19 protein-coding genes are annotated in these 20364 nt (G+C 64.0%); 9 read left to right on the top strand and 10 right to left on the bottom strand.

Annotated elements, in window-relative coordinates; translation table 11 throughout:
• Positions 1–44: 44 nt before the first annotated feature.
• The gene (locus QCE48_RS21470; RefSeq protein WP_309783987.1) at positions 45–965 is read left to right on the top strand and encodes a LysR family transcriptional regulator; all 921 of its coding nucleotides are present in this window, start codon (positions 45–47) and stop codon (positions 963–965) included.
• Here QCE48_RS21470 and QCE48_RS21465 read toward each other — a convergent pair whose 3' ends face one another.
• The 7 genes from QCE48_RS21465 to QCE48_RS21435 all read right to left on the bottom strand — a co-directional run bounded on the left by QCE48_RS21465 (position 966) and on the right by QCE48_RS21435 (position 9277).
• On the bottom strand, positions 966–1934 hold the full coding sequence (locus tag QCE48_RS21465; protein WP_309783986.1) for a PDR/VanB family oxidoreductase: 969 nt from the start codon (positions 1932–1934) through the stop codon (positions 966–968).
• Between the two features lie 74 nt (positions 1935–2008).
• Positions 2009–3433, bottom strand: a complete 1425-nt coding sequence (locus QCE48_RS21460) for an MFS transporter (protein WP_309783985.1) — start codon at positions 3431–3433, stop codon at positions 2009–2011.
• A gap of 92 nt (positions 3434–3525) precedes the next feature.
• Entirely contained in the window at positions 3526–4833 is a 1308-nt protein-coding gene (locus QCE48_RS21455) for an MFS transporter (protein ID WP_309783984.1), read from the bottom strand.
• Positions 4834–4934: 101 nt separating this feature from the next.
• Positions 4935–5852 carry a LysR family transcriptional regulator gene (locus QCE48_RS21450; RefSeq protein ID WP_309783983.1) on the bottom strand — a complete coding sequence of 306 codons (918 nt, stop codon included), beginning with the start codon at positions 5850–5852 and terminating at the stop codon, positions 4935–4937.
• A 48-nt stretch (positions 5853–5900) separates the two neighbouring features.
• A complete protein-coding gene (locus tag QCE48_RS21445) occupies positions 5901–6602 on the bottom strand; it encodes an EthD family reductase (protein WP_309783982.1) in 702 nt (233 codons plus the stop codon).
• 63 nt (positions 6603–6665) lie between these two features.
• Entirely contained in the window at positions 6666–7883 is a 1218-nt protein-coding gene (locus QCE48_RS21440) for an acyl-CoA dehydrogenase family protein (protein WP_309783981.1), read from the bottom strand.
• A 38-nt stretch (positions 7884–7921) separates the two neighbouring features.
• Positions 7922–9277, bottom strand: a complete 1356-nt coding sequence (locus QCE48_RS21435; protein ID WP_309783980.1) for an MFS transporter — start codon at positions 9275–9277, stop codon at positions 7922–7924.
• Positions 9278–9623: 346 nt separating this feature from the next.
• Between QCE48_RS21435 and QCE48_RS21430 the strand changes: the two genes are divergently transcribed.
• From QCE48_RS21430 to QCE48_RS21395, 8 genes are all read left to right on the top strand, one after another.
• On the top strand, positions 9624–10826 hold the full coding sequence (locus tag QCE48_RS21430) for a porin (protein ID WP_309783979.1): 1203 nt from the start codon (positions 9624–9626) through the stop codon (positions 10824–10826).
• 158 nt (positions 10827–10984) lie between these two features.
• A complete protein-coding gene (locus QCE48_RS21425) occupies positions 10985–12142 on the top strand; it encodes a muconate/chloromuconate family cycloisomerase (protein WP_309783978.1) in 1158 nt (385 codons plus the stop codon).
• A gap of 40 nt (positions 12143–12182) precedes the next feature.
• Positions 12183–13091, top strand: a complete 909-nt coding sequence (gene catA, locus QCE48_RS21420; protein ID WP_309783977.1) for a catechol 1,2-dioxygenase — start codon at positions 12183–12185, stop codon at positions 13089–13091.
• Between the two features lie 61 nt (positions 13092–13152).
• Positions 13153–13443 (top strand): muconolactone Delta-isomerase, encoded by a 291-nt coding sequence (gene catC, locus QCE48_RS21415; RefSeq protein WP_309783976.1) that lies wholly within the window; start codon positions 13153–13155, stop codon positions 13441–13443.
• Positions 13444–13525: 82 nt separating this feature from the next.
• Positions 13526–13729 (top strand): hypothetical protein, encoded by a 204-nt coding sequence (locus tag QCE48_RS21410; protein WP_309783975.1) that lies wholly within the window; start codon positions 13526–13528, stop codon positions 13727–13729.
• A gap of 225 nt (positions 13730–13954) precedes the next feature.
• Complete coding sequence (locus tag QCE48_RS21405; RefSeq protein WP_309783974.1) at positions 13955–14875, top strand: urea transporter; 921 nt, start codon at positions 13955–13957, stop codon at positions 14873–14875.
• A complete protein-coding gene (locus tag QCE48_RS21400) occupies positions 14853–15629 on the top strand; it encodes a class II aldolase/adducin family protein (RefSeq protein WP_309783973.1) in 777 nt (258 codons plus the stop codon). The genes QCE48_RS21405 and QCE48_RS21400 overlap by 23 nt, the downstream gene beginning before the upstream one ends.
• A 25-nt stretch (positions 15630–15654) precedes the next feature.
• Complete coding sequence (locus QCE48_RS21395) at positions 15655–15840, top strand: 4-oxalocrotonate tautomerase (protein ID WP_116561446.1); 186 nt, start codon at positions 15655–15657, stop codon at positions 15838–15840.
• A 15-nt stretch (positions 15841–15855) separates the two neighbouring features.
• Here QCE48_RS21395 and QCE48_RS21390 read toward each other — a convergent pair whose 3' ends face one another.
• The 3 genes from QCE48_RS21390 to QCE48_RS21380 form a co-directional block, all read right to left on the bottom strand.
• Positions 15856–17220: a nucleobase:cation symporter-2 family protein gene (locus QCE48_RS21390; RefSeq protein ID WP_309783972.1), complete on the bottom strand. Its 1365-nt coding sequence runs from the start codon at positions 17218–17220 to the stop codon at positions 15856–15858.
• 186 nt (positions 17221–17406) lie between these two features.
• Positions 17407–19578: a malate synthase G gene (locus QCE48_RS21385; RefSeq protein ID WP_309783971.1), complete on the bottom strand. Its 2172-nt coding sequence runs from the start codon at positions 19576–19578 to the stop codon at positions 17407–17409.
• Between the two features lie 163 nt (positions 19579–19741).
• Complete coding sequence (locus QCE48_RS21380) at positions 19742–20233, bottom strand: GAF domain-containing protein (RefSeq protein ID WP_309783970.1); 492 nt, start codon at positions 20231–20233, stop codon at positions 19742–19744.
• Positions 20234–20364 lie beyond the last annotated feature (131 nt).

Below are 20364 nucleotides of genomic sequence, written 5' to 3'. Positions count from 1 at the left end.
ACAGGTCGCCGAATAAGTGCGGCCGATATCTCGGAGTTCCCACAATGACTTCCATCGACCACGTCGATCTCAATCTCTTGCGCGTCTTTCAGGCCATCGTGGAAGAACGCAGTCTGACGAAGGCGGGGGAGCGGCTAGCGTTGTCGCAGCCTGCAGTGAGCTACTCGCTGGGGCGCCTGCGTACCCTGTTCGACGACACGCTCTTTATTCGCACGCGCGCGGGCATGCAGCCGACGCCCGTCGCGCTCGAACTCGCGGAGATCGTGGGACGCGCGCTCGATACCGTGCGCCAGGCGCTGCGCTATGCCGAACGCTTCGATCCCGCAACGAGCACGCGGACCTTCCGCCTTTCCCTCTCCGATGCGGGCGAGATGGCGTATCTGCCCGCCATCTGCGCAGCGATGCAGGACGCCGCGCCACGCGCGAAGCTGTTGGTCGAGCCCTTGCCGGTGGAAGACATCGAAGAAGCGTTGCGCTCCAGCCGGCTCGACTTCGCCATCGGCAACTTGCCATCGCTCTTGCCGCGCACGCGCCATAGCCTGCTATTCGAAGAATCTTATGTATGCATGACGCGCAAGCGCCGCGATTTGCCGGCTGGGAACACGCTGAAGCTCGACCAGTTTCTAGCCGCGTCGCACGTGCAGGTGCGCTCGCTGGAACACAGTCACCACGCGCTCGACGACGCGCTGCGAGCGCAAGGCGTCGGGCGCAATATCGCGCTGGCGTTGCCGCACTTCGTCGCCGTGCCGGGCGTGCTCGCTGCAACGGATCTGCTTGCCACGCTGCCCGAGCGGCTCGCGCATATCCTCAATCGAGGCAATGCGTTTCGCATCTACGCGCTGCCCGTGCCATTGCCGAAGGCCGCCGTGACGATGCACTGGCACGAGCACTTTCACGAAGACGAAGGCATCGCCTGGATGCGCGACCTCATCGCCGACCTTCTGGCGAGCTTCGAGAAGATGTGATCAGAGGTCGAGGACCAGCACGGGCGAGCGCGAGCGCGAGACGCAGCAACAGATCACGCTGTTGCTCGCGCGCTCGGCCTGGCTCAAACAGTGATCGCGATGCACCGGCTCGCCGCTCACGACATCGACCATGCAGGTGCCGCACACGCCTTCGCCGCACGAGGTGTCCACTTCGATGCCGATGGACGCGAGCGCATCCACGATCGAGGTCTTCGCATCCACGCGCACGGTCTGGCCCGTGCTGGCGAGTTGTACGTCGAAGCTGTCGAGTTGGTTGTCGGTTGCGGGCGCCGGTTCGGCCTTGAAGCGTTCGAGATGGATGGCATCGGCCGGCAGGCGCGTCTGCGCGCGTTCGACGACCGTGTCCATGAAAGGCGCGGGACCGCATGTGTACACGTGCGCGCCGAGACCCGCATCGCGAAGGCATGCGTCGAGTTCTTTCGCAAGGTCTTCGCGCTGCACGCCGAAATGCAGCTTGACGTGCTGGTCGAACGGCGCGCGCGCGAGGAGTGTCATGAACGCGGCGTGCGTCTCGCTGCGTGCGAAGTAGTGCAGCGTGAAGCGCGCCTGACGGGCAGCGAGCCGATAAGCCATCGAGAGCAGTGGCGTGATGCCGATGCCCGCGCCGATCAGAATGTGCTCGCTCGCACTTTCCTCCAGCCGGAAGAGATTGCGCGGTGCGCCGATGGACAACTCGGTGCCGACGTCCACTTCCTCATGCAGCGAGCGTGAGCCGCCGCGCGATTCATCCTCTTTCTTAACGGCGAAGACGTGCGATTCGAGACGTTCCGGATCGCCGCACAGCGAGTATTGACGCGTAATGCCCGAGGGACTCGTGACGTCGATATGCGCGCCCGGCTCATAGCGATCGAACGGCTGCCCGTCGAGGCGCGAGATGCTGAATGACCGGACGCCGTGCGCTTCCTCGCGCAGCGCGTCCACCCGAACTTTCAGGGTCTGAGCTTGCATGATCGATTGCCTTCCGTGTGTCTTTGGGGACGATGCGTCGAGGTTAGCGCCGCCAGGCGAATAAGTGAAATAGGCTAAAAAGCTTTGGTTGCATCAGCCGGATTGATTTCCAGGCCGTCCGTCCTTGCGATATCCGATGCTTCTGCGGTCACGCGCGTCTGAAGCGCCTCGCGTTCGAGACTCGCACGATAGTGCCGACATCCACGGAAGAGCAGCGCTACCGCGAGCGCGGTCGCGATGGCGTTGATGATCGTCATCGACTGCCCGACCGCGAGCGGCGAGCCGAACACTTTGTCGGTGATGAGCGCGACGGCCGTCGTTCCGAGTCCCAGCCCGATGAGGTTCGATACGAGCAGGAACATCGCGGAAATTTGGGCGCGCATCTGATTGGGCGCAAGCGATTGCATCGCGGCCGCCGAGGTCGCGAGCGGGAACGATGCGAAGAACATCGCCACGACGAGCCAGGCAAGCGATGCGTCGAGGCTTGCGGTCTGCGCGAACGCAATGGCTGGCACGAACATGCACGCGGCGCCGATGAACGCGGCTCGCATGGGTGCATCCGCGTGTCCGCGACGCAGCAGGCGATCGCTCAACCAGCCGCCGCAAAACACGCCTGCCGTGTTGGCGACCAGCATCACCGTGCCGAGCGTATAGCCTGCTTCCACCGGCGTAAGTCCGAAGCGGCGCATGTAGAACGCGGGACTCCAGCTCATCAGGCAATACAGCGTCATCGCATAGAACGAGAAGCCGAGGTAATGGCAGAAGAACGTCTTGCGATGCGATGCAATGAAGCGCAAGGAATCGCCCATCGACACGCGCCTGACACGGCCCGCGCCGTCCTGTGCGAGACCTTTGCGCGCGGGGTCGTGCACCGTCAGCTTGAAGAGCAGCGCGATCAAGAGGCCCGGCAGTCCGACGATGAAGAACGTGATCTGCCATGCACGAACCTCGCCGAGAATCGGCAGCGTGAACACGCTCGCATGCTTGAGCAGCGCAATCACATAGCCGCCGACGAGAAACGCGATGCCGCCTCCGATGAACGAGCCGAGCGAATACACGCCTACCGCACGCCCGAGTTTCGACTTCGGGAAGAGGTCGGCGAGCATCGAATAGGCGCCGGGCGACAGAGCAGCTTCGCCGACACCCACGCTCATGCGCGAGACGAACATGTGCGCGAAGTTCTGGCTCAAGCCGCAGGCCGCGGTCGCCACGCTCCACAGCGCAATGCCGCTCGCGATGATGCGCGGACGCGCGAAGCGGTCGGCCAGATACGCGATCGGCATGCCCATCACCGCGTAGAACAGAGAGAAAGCGAAGCCGTGAAGCAGGCTGAATTGCGTATCGGTGAGGTGCAGGTCTCGCTTGATCGGTTCGATCATCAACGCGAGCACTTGCCGGTCGATGAAGGAAAAGATGTACGCCAGCATGCAGATGACGACGACATACCATTCATAGGTATAGCGCTTGCCCGCGGGCTTCGTCTGGGGCGACGGGTTCATGCGGTATCTCCGGTAGGGATGTGCGCGAGCATTCGCGCGGCGTGCGCCGCGCGAATGCAGATCGATGCGTGTTGTAGGGAACGGAAGCGGCGTTACTGCGGATGCGTCTCGCGCGTGAACATCAACGTCACGACGGTGACGAGGCTGAGCGCGATCAGAAAGAGAGAGACAGGCCAGTAGGCGTGGTAATGCGAGAGCAGCGCGATGGCGATCAGAGGCGACAAGCCGCCCGCGAAGATCGACGCCACCTCGTGACCCAGCGCGACGCCGGAATAGCGCACCTCAGTGTCGAAGAGTTCGCCGACGAGGGCGGGCAGCGTGCCGATCATCGCGCCGTGACAGACGGCCGTGCCGAGCACGAGCGCGAGCCAGACGAGCGGCGTCGAATGCGTGTTGAGCAGCCAGAAGAACGGAAACGCCATCAGTGCGAGCGAGATCGCGCCGATCATATAGACGGGCTTGCGTCCGATGCGGTCCGACAGTTTGCCCCACGCGAGCATCGCGCCCATTTCGACGACCATCGCAAGCATGACGCCGGTGAGCATCGTCGAGTTGGGGATGCCGGCGAACCTGCCGTAGACAAGCGAGAACGCGAGGAAAATATAGGCGCCGCCGTTTTCCGCGACACGCAAGCCCATCGCCATCAGGATCTCTTTGGGATGCCGGCGGATCGCTTCGAGCACTGGCATGTGCGACGTGGCTCCCGCTTTCTCCGCGTTCGCGAAGTCGCGGCTTTCGGGAAGGCTGCGGCGGATGTAGACGCCGATCACGAAGATCACGATGCTCGCAAGAAACGGCAGACGCCATCCCCACGAAACGAACTGATCGTGCGGAAGTGCCTGCACGGCCAGAAACGCGGCCGACGACAGCACGAAGCCGCCGCCCACGCCCAGTTGACTCCACGCCGCGTAATAGCCGCGCTTTTCGGGCGGTGCGCTCTCGCTGATCATCAGGACGCCGCCGCCCCATTCGCCGCCGGACGCGATGCCTTGCAGCAAACGCAATGCAACCAGCGCGGCGGGCGCCCACAGACCGACGTGGTCGTAGGTCGGCAAAAGGCCGATGCCGAACGTCGCGAAGCCCATGATGAGCAGCGTCCACACGAGCGAGGCGCGGCGTCCGTAGCGGTCGCCAATGTGCCCGAACACGACGCCGCCGAGCGGCCGCGCGATGAAGCCCATCGCGAACGCGGCGAACGCGCCCAGCGTGCCGATCAACGGGTCGGCGTTGGCGGGGAAAAACAATTGTCCGAACACGAGCGCGGCGGCCGTGCCGTACACGAAGAAGTCGTACCACTCCATCGCATTGCCCGCGACAGACGCCACGACGATACGTTTGAGCGCGCGATCCGGCGTCGCGGCGGCGCACTCGGCGCGGGCGGTGGATTGAACCGTGGACATGTCTGCTCGCATTGGAAGAAGTGTCACGCAGTGTCGAGTCGACAGATATCGGCGTCAAATTGGCCGAAAAGCCCTGCGGGTATCAGTGCGGCAAATGTGCGCTAGGCAGGCTGATCGAACATCGCGTGAATGGTTTCGCGCAGCCAGGCGATGCCGGCGTCCGCTGCGAATTGCGTATGCGAGTGCACTTGGATTTCGATCGGCGGCAGCGCGAACGGCAGCGGCAGAATGCGAAACGCCTTGCCGCGATTGAAGCGCCGCGCAATGCTTTTAGGGAAGATCACGGCGAGATCCGTGTTCATCACGATTTCCGGCGCAACCACGAAATGCGGCAGACGCAGCACCACATCGCGCTTGAGATTCAGCTCGTCGAGCCATTGTTCGACCATGCGATGACCGGTTGCATTGGTGCTCGCATAGACGTAGCGCAGCGCGGAAAGGTCTTCGCGGCTCGGCTTTGTCTTGCGCAACGGATGACCCGCGCGCACCACGCACACGTGTTCGTCGACGAAGAGCGTCTGGCTCACGCAGCCCGCATCGAGACCGGGAACGTAGCCGAGCGCGAGGTCGACTTCGCCGGCGCGCATGGCCGCGCTCACCGACTCGACGGGAATATTGACCACGTCGATGCGAATGCCGCGCGCTTCGCGATCGAGCAGCGCGATGAGCGGCGGGAGGAAGTAGAACTCCGACATGTCGGACATCGACACGCGGAACACGCGCTGCGCGGTCTTGGGATCGAACTTTGCGAGTTGCTGCATCGCTTCGTTGATCATCGCGATGGCTTGCGCGAGCGGCGGATAGAGGCGAAACGCGGCGTCGCTCGGCACCATGCCGTTGGGCGTGCGCACGAAGAGCGGGTCGTCGAAGAGCGTGCGCAGGCGACGAAGCGCGTGGCTCACGGCGGGCTGAGTGAGACCCAGTCGGTCTCCGGCGGCGGTGAGGCTGCGCAAGTCCCAGATGGCGAGGAACACGCGCAGCAGGTTCAGATCGGCGATGCCGGGATTCGACTTGTTCATGCGCTTCTCTCGCGAACGTGGGCATGTCGCCTGATGCGCGACGGCCGGTCAGTGTGTCGCGAGATTAACGTATGTGCTGTGCATTGCAAAATGCGGAGTCGCGCCGCTATAGCGCGGGAGCGCTTCGAAGTCGCGTCGCATCGCGTCCCGCACGGGCGAGGCGAGTGCGGCGGCGAGCGCGCTGGCGTCGTCGAAAACGACCTTGTTGCGTTGCATGGCGCGTATTCGCTCGAACGGCAAGCCGCTCGCGCAGTCGATGTGCGTGTAGATCTCCAGTTCTCGCAACGCGGGCAATTGCAGCATGAGCGGCGGATGGTGCCGCAGATAATGCGCGAGCCACGCATCGAAGTCGTCGGCGGGGCCTTCATAGGCGACGAGATAGGTGCACCGTGTCGAGCGATCGCGCATTGGAGCGGCGCGCGGCGGCGCGAGCGTGCGCACGGCCATGATCTGTTGCGTGAAGGATGAGGCGCTCAGTGTCGTGCGTGCCGCCGCATGCAACGCGCGATGAATCGCGCCGTCGGCGTCGAGTGCAGCTTCGAGCGGCGCGAGTTCATCGAAGTACCATTGCAGCACGCACGACGGCGCATCCCGTTGCTGCGCAATGCGCGGATCGACCTCGCCCGCGACCGGTTCATGCACGACGAGCCGACTCAAGCCGTCGATTCCGGCCGCATGCGCCTCCAATGCGAAAGTGTCGGGCAAGGGCGCAGCATGGCGCTCGCCGAAAAGAAAGAGACACGCTTGCATGATCAGGCGGCCTCGCGTGCGATCTGGCGGGAATGATGGATGCGTACAGGCATGGTCGGCGGCTCAGGGATAGGGCGTCACCGGCGCCACGCCGACGAAGAGCGCGCCCGAAGCGTCATAGGTGCCTTCGCCGAGAAACGCATGCTGCGTAACGACGATCGAATCGCGCACGAGCCGTTGCATGCGGCCCTCGCGATAGATGGCGCCGATGCCCGCCATCTTGTACGCCTGCATGACGACCTCGGCGCAAGTGTGCGCGGCATGCGTGGCGGAAAGACGAAGCAGATTGGCTGCGTCGGGCGTGACGGGATCGCCGTTCAACACCGTGCGCCACGACGTTTCCGCGCAGTCGAAGAAGAATGCGCGCGCACTGCGCAGGTTCGCTTCGGCTTGTGCAAGGCCGCTGCGATAGTAGGCACGGTCGGCGAGACGCGGCGCGCCCGTCGTCGTCTTGGTCACGCCGGACATGCCGGCCAGCAGGTCGAGCGCCGCGCGCGCGAGGCCGATGTTCACCGCTGCATGCACCTGCGCCTGATAGGCGACGGCGGGATAGCGATAAAGCGGCTCGTCGATCAATGGCGCACCGCCACGGACAAACGTCCATTGTTCGTCGACGAACTTGTTCGCGAGACGCAGATCGTGGCTGCCCGTGCCCTGCATACCGACCACGTTCCAGTTGTCGACGATCTCCACTTCGCTCGCGGGAAAAACAGCGGTGAACGGCTTGCCCGCATTGGCATCTCCCGCGTTGCCGGGTGCGCCGCCAATGCCCACGCCGATCCAGTCCGCGCCCTTGCAGCCGCTCGCAAAACGCCATTGTCCGGAGACGAGGAATCCGCCCGCTGCGCGCTCGGCCTTTTGCAGCGGATACAGGCCGCCCGAGAAGACCTGATCCGGACCGGACGCGTAGATGCGCGCCTGTGTTTCGATCGGCAGCGAGGCGAGATACGTGTTCGCGGAGCCGAAAGCGGCGACCCAGGCGGCCGAGCCATCGGCAATCGCGATACGTTCGAGCATCTCCAGGAATCGCGGCGGCGGCAGTGCGTCGCCACCGAAGCGCTTCGGCGTGCTCGCGCGGAAGATTCCCGCTCGCTTCATCTTGGCGACCATGTCACGCGGGACGTGCGAGAGTCGATCGAATTCGTCGCGGCGACGCTCGACTTCGACGACGAGTTCGTCGAGCGAGAGTGGGCCCGCGTACTCGGGATAATCGTTCTGCGTGTCGATGATTCGTGCGTTGGCGGCGCAAGCGCCGGCGTTTGCGGATTGAACGGCGTGCATGCGCGTTACCTCTTGATCATGAATGGGAGTGAGCGATGTCATTGGGAAGCCTGCTGGTCTTCGATTCGCATCGACTTCGGATACGTCTCGCGAGCGAGCAACGTGGCGGCGACGGTGATGAGGCCAAGCGCGCCCAGATACAGCGCAACGGGCACGGCGCTGCGATAGTGCGCGAGTAGCGCGGTGGCGATCATCGGCGAGAGGCCGCCGCCGAGCACCGATGAAATCTCCCGCCCGACGCCGAGTCCCGAGAAGCGCAGATGCACCGGCAGCATCTCGCTGATGAAGGCAGGCTGTGCGCCTTCGAGCATGCCGAGCGTGATGCTGTTGGCGAGCACGAGCGCGGCGATGATCTTCCAGTATTCGCCGGAGCCGATCAGCACGAAATACGGCCACGCGACGAGCATCATCGCGATCGCGCCGGCCAGGTAGACGGGCTTGCGTCCCACCTTGTCCGTCAGGTAGCCGAAGAACAGCGAGGACGGGATCATCAGCAGCATCGAAAGCGTGAGACCGCTGAGGATCCAGCTCGACTTGATGCCGAGAAACTGGCCGTATGCGATCGAGAACGCGAAGAACAGGTACGACGCGCCGCCTTCGCCAAAACGCAGGCCGAAGATGGTCGCTACTTCGCGGGGGCATTGCCGCAATACCTGGATGACCGGCATGCGGCTCTCATGGCGCGTCGCCTTCACTTCAGCGAATGCGGTGCTTTCGCCCACCGAACGGCGCATCCACACTCCGAGCGCGACCAGTGCGATGCTGCAGAGAAACGGAACGCGCCAGCCCCAGCTCAGGAAGTCGGTGGACGAAAGATTCTGAACCAGCAGAAACGCGCCTGTCGACAGCACGAAGCCGAACGCCGCGCCGCACGGGCTCCACGCGGCTAACGCGCCGCGTCTGGAGCGGGGCGCGTTTTCATGAATGAGCAGGATGCTGCCACTCCATTCGCCGCCCGCGGCAAGCCCTTGAAGGATGCGCAGCAGCACCAGCAGGACGGGCGCCGCAATGCCAATCTGCTGATACGTGGGCAGCATGCCCATGAGCGCGGTGGCCGTGCCCATCGTGAGCAGCGTGAGCATCATCACGACCTTGCGGCCGTAACGGTCGCCGATATGCCCGCACAGAACACCGCCGATCGGCCGGGCGATGAACCCTACGGTGAACCCGCCGAATGCGGCGATGGTCCCGGTCAGCGGATCGCTGCCGACAGGAAAGAACAGCTTGCCGAATACGAGCGCAGCGGCGGTGCCGTAGAGAAAGAAGTCGTACCACTCGAGTACTTGTCCGAGCACGGCGGTGGTGACCGCGCGACGCACGTTGCTCGCGGGACGAACGGATCGTTGTGATGCGAGCGGCACGCTTAGATCGGAATTCACGGCGTCAGGATTCATGGAAGTGGGAAGCTCGAAGGTTGGGTTCCCGCTTCGCAATGAGCCAGAGAGAGCGGGGCGAATCACATCGACACGACATGGGCCGAACGATATGAGTCATGTTGATCCCGGTCAAATTCGAGCCAAAAATGTTTGACATGAATGCGATGCATGGGCCGTGCGTGCTATTCCCGGATGAAAGCGTGAACGAAACGTCGCATCAGTGGCGTTTATCGACGCACACGCTTTTGGCTGATTTGCCCCGTGGAGTCAGCGATCGCAGACTTCGCTGCAAACAGATTCCCTCCCCGCAATGGCCTTTCATTGCGTCAATTCATCGAACGACTCGTAGAAGGAAATCGCACGTATGAGACTCACCTTGAGCGCATCGCTCGCGCTGTTGGCGGTGGCAGGCACGGCCCACGCACAGAGCGCGGTGACGATGTATGGCATCGTCGACGACGGCTTCAACTGGACTTCCAATGCCGGCGGCCACAATCTCTACAACATGTCGAGTGGTGTCCTGCAGGCGAGCCGCTGGGGCCTGCGCGGCAACGAAGATCTCGGCGGCGGACTCGCGGCGGTCTTCGTGCTGGAGAACGGCTTCGACCTCAACAACGGCTCGCTTGCGCAGAAGAATCGCGGGAGCACGCAAGGTCTGATGTTCGGACGACAGGCCTACGTGGGCCTCGCGAACTCATACGGTTCGGTGCTGCTCGGGCGGCAATACGATTCGGTGGTCGACTACGTCGGTCCGTTCGAATCGGGCACGCAGTGGGCCGGCTATATCGGCGCGCATCCGGGGGACCTCGACAACATCAACAACGCCTATCGCGTGAATAACGCCATCAAGTTCGCGAGCAAGCCCTATAACGGCTTCAAGTTCGGTGGCGTGTACAGTCTCGGCGGCGCGGCAGGCGATGTCACGCGCAATCAGGTGTGGTCGCTGGGCGCGGCTTACGCGAACGGTCCGCTCACACTCGGCGTCGGCTATTTGAACGCGCGCAATCCGAACGTCGGATTCTTTGGCGACAACGGCGCGAGCACCGCGCCCACGGCGAGCGCCAACTTCATTTCGACGCCGGTGTATAGCGGCTATGCGTCGGCGCACACTTATCAAGTGATCGCGGCGGGTGCGGCGTATGTCTTCGGCGCTGCGACGGTCGGCGCGACGTATTCGAACGTGCAGTTCAAGAACCTCGGCGACACGGCTGCTTCCGGTCCGAATCCGCGTGGCTATAGCGGCAACGCGAATTTCAACAACGCGGAAATCAACTTCAAGTATCAACTCACGCCAGCGTTGTTACTCGGTGCGGCGTTTGACTACACGAAGGGCGGCGACGTCGATTCGTCCACTGGCGTCAACCCGGGCGCGAAGTATTACCAGGGCGCGCTCGGTGCGGATTACTACCTGTCCAAGCGCACGGACGTCTACCTGATCGGTGTCTATCAGAAGGCATCGGGAACGGATTCGACCGGCGCAACCGCGGTGGCGGCCATCAACAACCTCACGCCTTCGACGAGCGATCGTCAGAGCACGGTGCGCGTCGGCATCCGGCACAAGTTCTGAAGCGTCGCGCAGGCACCGATCAACTTGATGGATGAAGTCGGCCATATATGATTGATTTGACCGATAAGACGGCGTCCATTAATTTTGTCGAAACGCAGGGACGCACGGTGTAGCAAGCGCTTGAGCGTCCCGCATCAACGAACCTGGAGACGCATCTCGTGCATGCCTCACACGTCTCGATCGAAGCGATCGAAACCATTCTCGTCGACGTTCCGACCATTCGCCCCCATCGCCTGTCCGTAGCCACGATGCACTGCCAGACGCTCGTACTCGTGCGCGTGCGTTGCGCGGATGGCATCGTGGGCGTCGGCGAAGGCACGACCATCGGCGGGCTTGCTTATGGCGAGGAAAGTCCGGAGAGCATCAAGGTCAACATCGACACGTACTTCGCGCCCTTGCTCAAGGGCATGGACGCGACGCGTCCCGGCGCGGCCGTGTCGAAGCTGCGCGCTCTCTTTCAGGGCAACCGCTTCGCCAAATGCGCGGTGGAGACTGCGCTTTTCGACGCGCAGGCGCAACGCATGAACGTGCCGCTTTCGGAGTTGTTCGGCGGTCGCGTGCGCGAATCGGTCGATGTCGCGTGGACGCTCGCAAGCGGCGACACGAAGCGCGATATCGACGAAGCCGAACAGATGCTGGAGACAAAGCGTCATCGCGTGTTCAAGCTGAAGATCGGCTCGCGTGCGCTGGCGGCGGACGTGGCGCATGTCGTCGCCATCAAGCACGCGCTCGGCGATCGCGGCGAAGTGCGCGTCGATGTGAATCAGGCGTGGAGCGAATGCGACACCGTATGGGCCGCGAAGCGCTTCGCCGATGCAGGCGTCGGTCTGATCGAACAGCCGATCGACGCGACGAATCACGCGGGCCTGAAGCGCCTCACGGAACTGGCGCTCGTGCCGATCATGGCCGATGAAGCGCTGCACGGTCCCGCCGATGCCTTCGCGCTGGCGAGCGCCCGCGCCGCGAACGTGTTCGCCGTGAAGATCGCGCAGTCCGGCGGCCTGGCGGGCGCGGCGAGCGTCGCGGCCATCGCGCGGGCGGCGAGTGTCGATCTCTATGGCGGCACGATGCTCGAAGGCGCGATCGGCACCATCGCCTCGGCGCAACTGTTCAGCACCTTCGATGAGCTCAAGTGGGGAACCGAACTGTTCGGGCCGCTGCTGCTGACCGAAGAGATCCTGGCCGAACCGCTGCGCTATGAAAACTTTGCATTGCAACTGCCGCAAGGCCCGGGTCTGGCCGTCACGCTCGACTGGGAACGCATCGGACGCTTGCGGCGCGATACGAAGCGCGGCGCGACCGTCGCAATGAATTGAGTCGTCTTACCCCCACACACAGATTCAAGGAGACACGAAAATGAACACGGCAACCATCGACGCGCTGCTGCAAAAGATCAATGACAGCGCGACGAGCGAAGGCAACGCCCGCACGAAGATCATCGTCAATCGCATCGTGCGCGATCTGTTTCATACGATCGAAGATCTCGACGTCACGCCGAGCGAGTTCTGGACCGCGCTGAATTATCTCGGCGAAACGGGGCAGAGCGGCGAGTTCGGTCTGCTCGCGGCGGGCTTGGGCTTCGAGCATTTTCTCGATGCGCGTCTCGACGAGAAGGAAGCGAAGGCCGGACTGGAAGGCGGCACGCCTCGCACGATCGAAGGGCCGCTCTACGTGGCGGGCGCGCCCGAATCGGTGGGCCACGCGCGTCTCGACGATGGCACCGCTCCGGGCGAAACGCTCGTGATGCGCGGTCGCGTGTTGAGCGACGACGGCAAGCCGCTCGCCAATGCGCTGGTCGAGGTGTGGCACGCCAACCATCTCGGCAATTACTCGCACTTCGACACGTCGCAGGCCGCGTTCAATCTGCGTCGCTCGATCCGCACCGACGCCGACGGCAAATACGCGTTCACAAGCGTGGTGCCGGTCGGATACAGCGTGCCGCCGGGCGGCAAGACGCAACAACTGCTGGATCAACTGGGGCGTCACGGTCATCGGCCGGCGCATATCCACTTCTTCGTATCGGCGCCGGGTTATCGCAAGCTGACGACTCAGATCAACATCGACGGCGATCCGTATCTGTGGGACGACTTCGCATTCGCGACGCGTGACGGGCTGGTGCCCGAAGTGAAGAAGGCGGAAGGTATGGAGGGCAAGCCCTACGGCGTAGAAGGCAACTTTGCGCTGATCGACTTCGACTTCACACTCGTCGGCGAGCGCAGCGACGTGCCGACGACCGAAGTGGAGCGTGCGCGCGCCGCGGCCTGACCAACACCGACGATTCTGCCTCCGCTTTGAGAGCGGAGGCTTTCACTTTCGAGGAGTAACGATGCTGTTTCATGTCGAGATGACGGTCAATCTGCCGCCGGAGATGGACGCGGCGCGCGCGGCGGCGCTGAAGGAAGAGGAGAAGGCCATGTCGCAGCAGTTGCAGCGCGAGGGCGTCTGGCGGCATTTGTGGCGCATCGCGGGGCGCTATGCGAACGTCAGCGTTTTCGATGTCGAAAGCCCGGCGCATCTGCACGATGTATTGAGCCGTTTGCCGCTTTTTCCGTACATGACGATGGACGTCACGGCCCTTTGCCGTCACGGCTCCTCGATTCGGGAGAGTGACGGGTAACGATCGCGGCAACGGCCTAATTTTTCCTAGGGGAAAACCCTTAGCTCTGTTACAATTGCGGCGGAAAATCTGGAAAACCGCCATGCCACACCGCTATTTCATCCTCGAACGACTCGCTTTCGTCCTGTTCACGTTGTCCGCAATCGTCGACGCCACCTACATCAGCTACGAGAAAAGTCCCAATTTTCGGGACAACCTTCAGGAAATCGTCCGCATTAGCAAGGACGTTTCCCGCCTGTATCCGGCGGCCGGCGTCGATCCGTGGATGCCGCTCGCGGTCAACTGAACCGGAACGCGGCCGCATTACCGCGCTGCCCTGCATCTTTCTACCGGGGTCCGCCCGCCCATCCGTCTGATAGCCGGTATTCACGTCGCCGTCGCCTGACGGATGCGCGCTGGCTTATCCTTGCGGCTCGACTTCAGCGTCCTCACCGGGTGACCACGCGTCGACGTTCGATCGTCGACGCGTAGTGCCCTCGCGAGTGACGCGCTCCGCTCGGGTGCGCATCGCATGTCCACAATTCTTCTTGCCGGATCCGCCACCAGCGAATCGCTGCGCGGCTTCGCGCGCAGCATCGGCCAAATCCTCCTGCAACGCCATGCCGCTACGGGTGCCCTGATCGTCGCGGCCGTCTGTTCGTTCAGTCCCCGTCTCGCCTGCGCGCTTCTGATCGGCGCGCTGACGGGCAACGTGATCGCCTGCATCGTCGAAGACGCCAGTTCGCCCGTGATGCGCGAGGACCTCTACGGCTTCAACGGCGCGCTCGCGGCGCTCGCGGCCTTCGCGTTCATCCGCGACGATTCGCAGGCGGGCGCCGTCGCGATCGTCTCGGCGATGCTCGCCACCGAACTCTCTTTCCGGCTCGGCCGCGCGTTGCAGCGCTGGCGCCTGCCCGCGTATTCCAGTCCCGCTGTGCTCGCGACATGGTGCTGGCTGCCCCTTTTCGCCGATCCGCCATCGAACGCGACGGCTGCGCTCGCAATCGACACGCCGGCCGCCTGGGCCTCCGCCGTCGTGGCGGGCTTCGCTCCGATCGTCTTTGCGACGGGTTTCGTCGCGGGCTTGCTGATTCTCGCCGGACTGGTCGCGGCGCAACCGGCGCGGCCGGTCGGCGCGGCGTGGGCGCTCGCGGGCAGCACGCTCGGCATCGCGCTCCACGCGCTCGCCGGAACGCCCGCCGCCGTCGCGTTGAGCGGCGCCTGCGGTTTCAATGCGACACTCACGGCGCTCGCCACGTCAAAATACGGCGTGAAGGGCGTGCTCGGCGGTGTGGTCGTGTGCGTGCTCGTCGAGCGCGCGGCTGCGTCGCTCGGCATTCTCGCGCTGACCGCGCCTTTCGTCCTTGCATCGTGGGCCGTGCAGGCGTTCGTCCAGCGCCGGGCGCAGCCCGCCAACCACGGAGATTCGCATGTCGTTCACCCACCAGCCTGAGCGCCGCATCGCGGCCACGGGCGCCATGTCCGACGACGAACGCGCGGTCCGCATCGACCTCGCCGCCGCCTATCGCCTCGTCGCGTTGAACGGCTGGGACGATGTCGTCTACACGCACATTTCCGCGAGCGTCCCCGGCGAGCCGGGCCGCTTCCTGATCAACCCGTTCGGGCTCGCGTTCGACGAAGTGTGCGCATCGAACCTCGTGAAGATCGACATCGACGGCACCGTGATCGGCGAGAGCGAGCATCCCGTCAACGCGACCGGCTTCGCGCTGCACGGCGCGGTGCATCGCGCGCGCCAAGATGCGATGTGCGTGATGCATCTGCACGTCGCGCAGGCGATCGCGGTCTCGGCGCAACCGGCGGGCCTCTTGCCCGCTTCGCAACACGCGATGCGCTTTCACGGCCATCTCGCGTATCACGATTACGAAGGCCTGGCGTTCACGCCGGACGAAGGCGGGCGGCTCGTCGCGAGTCTCGCCGACAAGCGCGCGATGCTCCTGCGCAATCACGGGCCGCTCACGCTCGGCCGGACGATCGCCGAGGCCTATGTGCTGATGGACACGCTCATCAAGGCATGCGACATTCAATTGCGCGCGCTCGCGGGCCAGACGCGGCTGGAAGTGCCCGCGGACGCGGTCGTCGAGCGCACGGCGCGCCAGCTTCACGACAACGACGCCGTCGAAGGCGGCCTCGAATGGCCGGCGCTCAGGCGCAAGCTCGACCGCATCGATCCTTCGTATCGCGACTGATTTTCAACCCGGAACAACACACATCATGCCGACTTTCAACATCCAGCTTTTCGAAGGCAGAACGCTCGAAGAAAAACGCAAGTTCGTCGAAGCGATCACGCGCACGACCTGCGAAACGCTCGGCTGTTCGCCGGGTTCCGTCGACATCATCCTGACCGACGTGAAACGCGAGAACTGGGCGACGGCGGGCAAGCTCTGGTCGGACGAGTAAGCGCGGCAAGCCGCTTCATTCGTCGCGCGGCCCGGTTCGCAGACTCATCGGCAACTCTTCGGCGAGTTGCCGCTCGACGTCCTCGGCCGTCTCGCCGCGATTGAAGAACGCGTTCAGGCCGATTGAAAAGATCGCCGCGAGCGTGATGCCGCTGTGCGTGAGCGGTCCGGCCCACGTCGGCATCTGGTGGAAGAAGGTCGGCGCGACGAGCGGTATCGTGCCGACGCCCAGACTGATCGCCACGATCAGCAGATTGTTCTTGTTCTCGTAGTTCACCTTGCTGAGAATCTTCACGCCCGTCGCGGCGACCATGCCGAACATCGCGATTCCCGCGCCGCCGAGCACCACGACGGGAATCGACGCGATGAAGTTCGACAGCTTCGGCAAGAGGCCGAGCAGCATCAGCAAGACGCCCGACACGACCACGACCCAGCGGCTGCGCACGCCCGTGATGCCGACGAGCCCGATGTTCTGCGAAAACGACGAGTGCGGAAACGTGTTGAAAATGCCGCCGAGCAGCGTGCCGAGGCCGTCGGTGCGCAGCCCTCGCGAGGCGTCGTCGCGCGTGACCGGACGGCGCGCCAGATCGCCGAGCGCGAGGAACATGCCGAGCGATTCGACCATGATGACGACCATCACGAGGCACAGCGAGGCGATCGCGGCGAGGTCGAAGGTCGGCATGCCGAACGCGAACGGGCGCACCGGCGCAAACCACGCGGCGCGCCCGATGCCGGAGAAATCGACGAGTCCGAGCGGCAGCGCGATCAGAAAGCCGATCACCATGCCGAGCAGCACGGAGATGTTCGCGAGAAAGCCCTTCAGGTACTTGTTGACGAGAAGGATGGCGAGCAGCACGACGGCGGCGATCATCAGATTGTGCAGATCGCCGAAAGTGGGCGAGCCGCGCCCGCCGCCGGCCCAGTTGATCGCGACCGGAAACAGCGTCACGCCGATCGTCAGGATGATGGTGCCGGTGACGATCGGCGGAAAAAAGCGCATCAGCCGTCCGAAGAACGGCGCGATCAGAATTGCGAAGACGCCTGCGGCCATCGTCGCGCCGAAGATGCCGGTGAGCCCCGCGCCGGAGTTTGCCATCGCCACCATCGGTCCGACGGGCGCGAAGCTCACGCCCATGATGACCGGCAGCCGGATGCCGAACTTCCAGATTCCAATGCACTGGATCAGCGTGACGAGCCCGCACGCGAACAAATCTGAGCTGATGAGAAACGCGATCTGATCCTTCGGCAGCTTGAGCGCCGCGCCGATGATGAGCGGCATGGCAATCGCGCCCGCGTACATGACGAGCACGTGCTGGATGCCGACCGCGAGCATTTGTCCGAAAGGCAGGACTTCGTCAACGGGATGCGTCGATGCAACCATGTTCCACTCCGTGCGTTGTGCCGTCAGGGTGGAGCGAGTATTACATCGTTGCGCGCTGGAAAAATATTGAGCGGCTAATGCGCGGGATCAGACTTGCGGCATCAGCCGGCGAGTTCGTAGAGCGAGGCAAGCCTATTCGCCGCATTTCATGCGGCAAATAGGCCGTTCAAACTCCGCAGTTGCGGATCAGACCTTCTTCGCCATCAGCCGGAACTTGTGCAGCAACGGCTCCGTGTAACCGCTCGGCTGCGTGCGTCCCTCGAACACGAGCGCGCACGCCGCCATGAACGCGAGCGACGAATCGAACGCGGGCGCCATCGGCTTGTAGTACGGATCGGCGGCGTTCTGCTCGTCGACGATGACGGCCATGCGTTCGAGCGTCTTCCTCACCATCGCCTCGTCGACGACTCCGTGACGCAGCCAGTTCGCGATGTGCTGGCTGGAGATGCGCAGCGTCGCGCGGTCTTCCATCAGGCCGACGTCGTGAATGTCCGGCACCTTCGAGCAGCCGACGCCCTGATCGACCCAGCGCACCACGTAGCCGAGAATGCCCTGCGCGTTGTTCTCGACTTCGCTCGTGCGCTCCTCGTCGCTCCACTCGGCACTCGCGACGACCGGAATCGTGAGCAGCTTGTCGAGCAGTTCGTCGCGCACGGCGTTGTAGTCGATGCTCTCCATGTCCTGCTGGACCGACTGCACGTCGACCTGGTGATAGTGCAGCGCGTGCAGCGTCGCCGCCGTGGGCGAGGGCACCCACGCGGTGTTCGCGCCGGCCTTCGGATGCGCGATCTTCTGTTCGAGCATCGCGTGCATCAGGTCGGGCATCGCCCACATGCCCTTGCCGATCTGCGCGCGGCCGCGTAGCGACGTGTCCAGCCCGACGAGCACATTGTTGCGCTCATAAGCCGCGATCCACGCCGAGGACTTCATGTCGCCCTTTCGCATCATCGGACCAGCTTCCATCGACGAATGCATTTCGTCGCCGGTGCGGTCGAGGAAGCCGGTGTTGATGAACGCCACCCGCGCCGATGCCGCCGCGATACACGCCTTGAGGTTCACGCTGGTACGGCGCTCCTCGTCCATGATGCCCATCTTGAGCGTATGGCGCGGCAGTTTCAGCAGGTCTTCGACGCGCGTGAACAGTTCGTCCGAGAACGCCGCTTCGGCGGGACCGTGCATCTTCGGCTTCACGATGTAGATCGAGCCGGTGCGCGAGTTGAGCTTGCGCTGCAGGTCGTGCAGGGCGCCGAGCGTGGTCATCACCGCGTCGAGGATGCCTTCCGGAATCTCGTTGCCGTCGCGATCGCGCACGGCGGGATTCGTCATCAGATGCCCGACGTTGCGGATGAAGAGCAGCGAGCGTCCGTGCAGCTTCAGCGTGCCGCCATCGGCTGTCGTGTATTCGCGGTCCGCGTTAAGCTTGCGCGTGAACGTCTTGCCGCCCTTCGACACCTCTTCCGCGAGATCGCCCTTCATCAGGCCGAGCCAGTTGCGGTAGAGCTGGACCTTGTCGTTCGCATCGACGGCGGCGACCGAGTCCTCGCAGTCGATGATCGTGCTCACCGCCGCTTCCATCAGGATGTCCTTCACGTGCGCCGCATCGGTCTTGCCGATGGAGCCGTTCGCGTCGATCTGGATCTCGAAGTGCAGGTCGTTGTGCTTGAGCAGCACCGCCGACGGCGCGCTCGCGTCGCCCTGGAAGCCCGCGAACTGCTCGGGGTTCGAAAGGCCCGTGCGGCCGTCCTTCAGCGTGACCACCAGCTGGCCGTGCTCGACGCTATAGCGCGTCGCATCGGCATGCGAACCGTCCGCGAGCGGCGCCGAGTCGTCGAGGAAGGCGCGCGCGTAGGCGATCACTTTCGCGCCGCGCTTCGGATTGAACTGCGCGGTCTTTTCGGCGCCGTCGGTGTCGGGGATCGCGTCGGTGCCGTAGAGCGCGTCGTACAGGCTGCCCCAGCGCGCATTCGCCGCGTTGAGCGCGTAGCGCAGATTCGAGAGCGGCACGACGAGCTGCGGGCCCGCCTGCTCGGCGATTTCGCGATCGACATTCGACGTGGTCGCGACCACGCTCGCCGGCGCGGGCACGATATAGCCGATGCTTTCCAGAAACTTGCGATAGGCGCGAACGTCCTTGACCGGGCCGGGATTCGCGCGATGCCAGTTGTCGAGTTCGGTCTGAAGACGGTCGCGCTCGGCGAGCAGCGCGCGGTTCTTCGGCGCGAGATCGTGCACGAGCGCGTCGAATCCTTTCCAGAACGCGGCGCTGTCGATGCCGGTGCCGGGCAACGCTTCATCCTCGACGAATTGCTTCAGGTTTGCTGCAACTTGCAGTCCTTCCTGCTTGATGACTTCACTCATGGGGGCTCCCTGGGGCTTGGCTGATGGCATGTCTGTTCTTTTTGCGTCTGGGTACGGCGGGCTGGACGCGTGACCTTATGTTATCGCTTCTTCGCTGAATTCGATCCCGGGCGTGGCCGGGCGTGGCGCATCGCGGTGCACCGCGCGTGGTGAGCGCGCCGCGTCAGCCTTCGATCGACTCCACGAACAGCCGCGCGAGCGCTTCGAGTCCCTGGCGGTCGTCGTCGTCGAAACGGGCGAGCTGCGGACTGTCGATGTCGAGCACGCCGATCAGTTCGCCCGCGCTCGTCTGCAACGGGACGACGATTTCGGATCGTGAGGCGGCATCGCACGCGATGTGATCCGGGAACGCGTGGACATCGGGGACGAGTTGCGTTTCGCGCGTTTGCGCCGCGCGCCCGCACACGCCGCGCCCGAGCGCGATGCGCACGCAGGCGGGCTTGCCCTGGAACGGACCGACGACGAGTTCGCCGTCGGTCATGAAATAGAAACCGGCCCAGTTGAGGTCCGGCAGCGAGTGATAGAGCAGCGCGGAGAAATTCGCGGCGTTGGCGATGCGATTCGATTCGCCCGCGAAGAGCGCGCGCGCCTGCATCGCGAGTTCGTCATAGAACGCGGGCTTCGGCAGCGTGGCCGAAAGGGTGGCTTCGAACATGAATGGGGTCCGTCGCTGGTCGCTTGGTCGATTGAGTGCGTTGCGTCGAATCGCGGTTCGGTCGCAATGCGCGGGAACCGGACATGATACGTCGATGGCACCGTCGTTGCACGCGAACGGCCACGCTCGAC

The organism is Caballeronia sp. LZ024, from assembly GCF_031451455.1.
In the GTDB taxonomy this organism is placed as follows: Bacteria; Pseudomonadota; Gammaproteobacteria; order Burkholderiales; family Burkholderiaceae; genus Caballeronia; species Caballeronia telluris.
The sequence above is the reverse complement of the archived record's forward strand: the minus strand, read 5'-3'. Positions and strand labels throughout refer to the sequence as shown.

Excerpts from the sequence above, each read along its gene's own strand:
- QCE48_RS21470 (WP_309783987.1), top strand. The coding sequence starts at position 45 with ATGACTTCCATCGACCACGTCGATCTCAATCTCTTGCGCGTCTTTCAG.
- QCE48_RS21465 (WP_309783986.1), bottom strand. The coding sequence starts at position 1,934 with ATGCAAGCTCAGACCCTGAAAGTTCGGGTGGACGCGCTGCGCGAGGAA.
- QCE48_RS21460 (WP_309783985.1), bottom strand. The coding sequence starts at position 3,433 with ATGAACCCGTCGCCCCAGACGAAGCCCGCGGGCAAGCGCTATACCTAT.
- QCE48_RS21455 (WP_309783984.1), bottom strand. The coding sequence starts at position 4,833 with ATGTCCACGGTTCAATCCACCGCCCGCGCCGAGTGCGCCGCCGCGACG.
- QCE48_RS21450 (WP_309783983.1), bottom strand. The coding sequence starts at position 5,852 with ATGAACAAGTCGAATCCCGGCATCGCCGATCTGAACCTGCTGCGCGTG.
- QCE48_RS21445 (WP_309783982.1), bottom strand. The coding sequence starts at position 6,602 with ATGCAAGCGTGTCTCTTTCTTTTCGGCGAGCGCCATGCTGCGCCCTTG.
- QCE48_RS21440 (WP_309783981.1), bottom strand. The coding sequence starts at position 7,883 with ATGCACGCCGTTCAATCCGCAAACGCCGGCGCTTGCGCCGCCAACGCA.
- QCE48_RS21435 (WP_309783980.1), bottom strand. The coding sequence starts at position 9,277 with ATGAATCCTGACGCCGTGAATTCCGATCTAAGCGTGCCGCTCGCATCA.
- QCE48_RS21430 (WP_309783979.1), top strand. The coding sequence starts at position 9,624 with ATGAGACTCACCTTGAGCGCATCGCTCGCGCTGTTGGCGGTGGCAGGC.
- catA (WP_309783977.1), top strand. The coding sequence starts at position 12,183 with ATGAACACGGCAACCATCGACGCGCTGCTGCAAAAGATCAATGACAGC.
- catC (WP_309783976.1), top strand. The coding sequence starts at position 13,153 with ATGCTGTTTCATGTCGAGATGACGGTCAATCTGCCGCCGGAGATGGAC.
- QCE48_RS21410 (WP_309783975.1), top strand. The coding sequence starts at position 13,526 with ATGCCACACCGCTATTTCATCCTCGAACGACTCGCTTTCGTCCTGTTC.
- QCE48_RS21405 (WP_309783974.1), top strand. The coding sequence starts at position 13,955 with ATGTCCACAATTCTTCTTGCCGGATCCGCCACCAGCGAATCGCTGCGC.
- QCE48_RS21400 (WP_309783973.1), top strand. The coding sequence starts at position 14,853 with ATGTCGTTCACCCACCAGCCTGAGCGCCGCATCGCGGCCACGGGCGCC.
- QCE48_RS21395 (WP_116561446.1), top strand. The coding sequence starts at position 15,655 with ATGCCGACTTTCAACATCCAGCTTTTCGAAGGCAGAACGCTCGAAGAA.
- QCE48_RS21390 (WP_309783972.1), bottom strand. The coding sequence starts at position 17,220 with ATGGTTGCATCGACGCATCCCGTTGACGAAGTCCTGCCTTTCGGACAA.
- QCE48_RS21385 (WP_309783971.1), bottom strand. The coding sequence starts at position 19,578 with ATGAGTGAAGTCATCAAGCAGGAAGGACTGCAAGTTGCAGCAAACCTG.
- QCE48_RS21380 (WP_309783970.1), bottom strand. The coding sequence starts at position 20,233 with ATGTTCGAAGCCACCCTTTCGGCCACGCTGCCGAAGCCCGCGTTCTAT.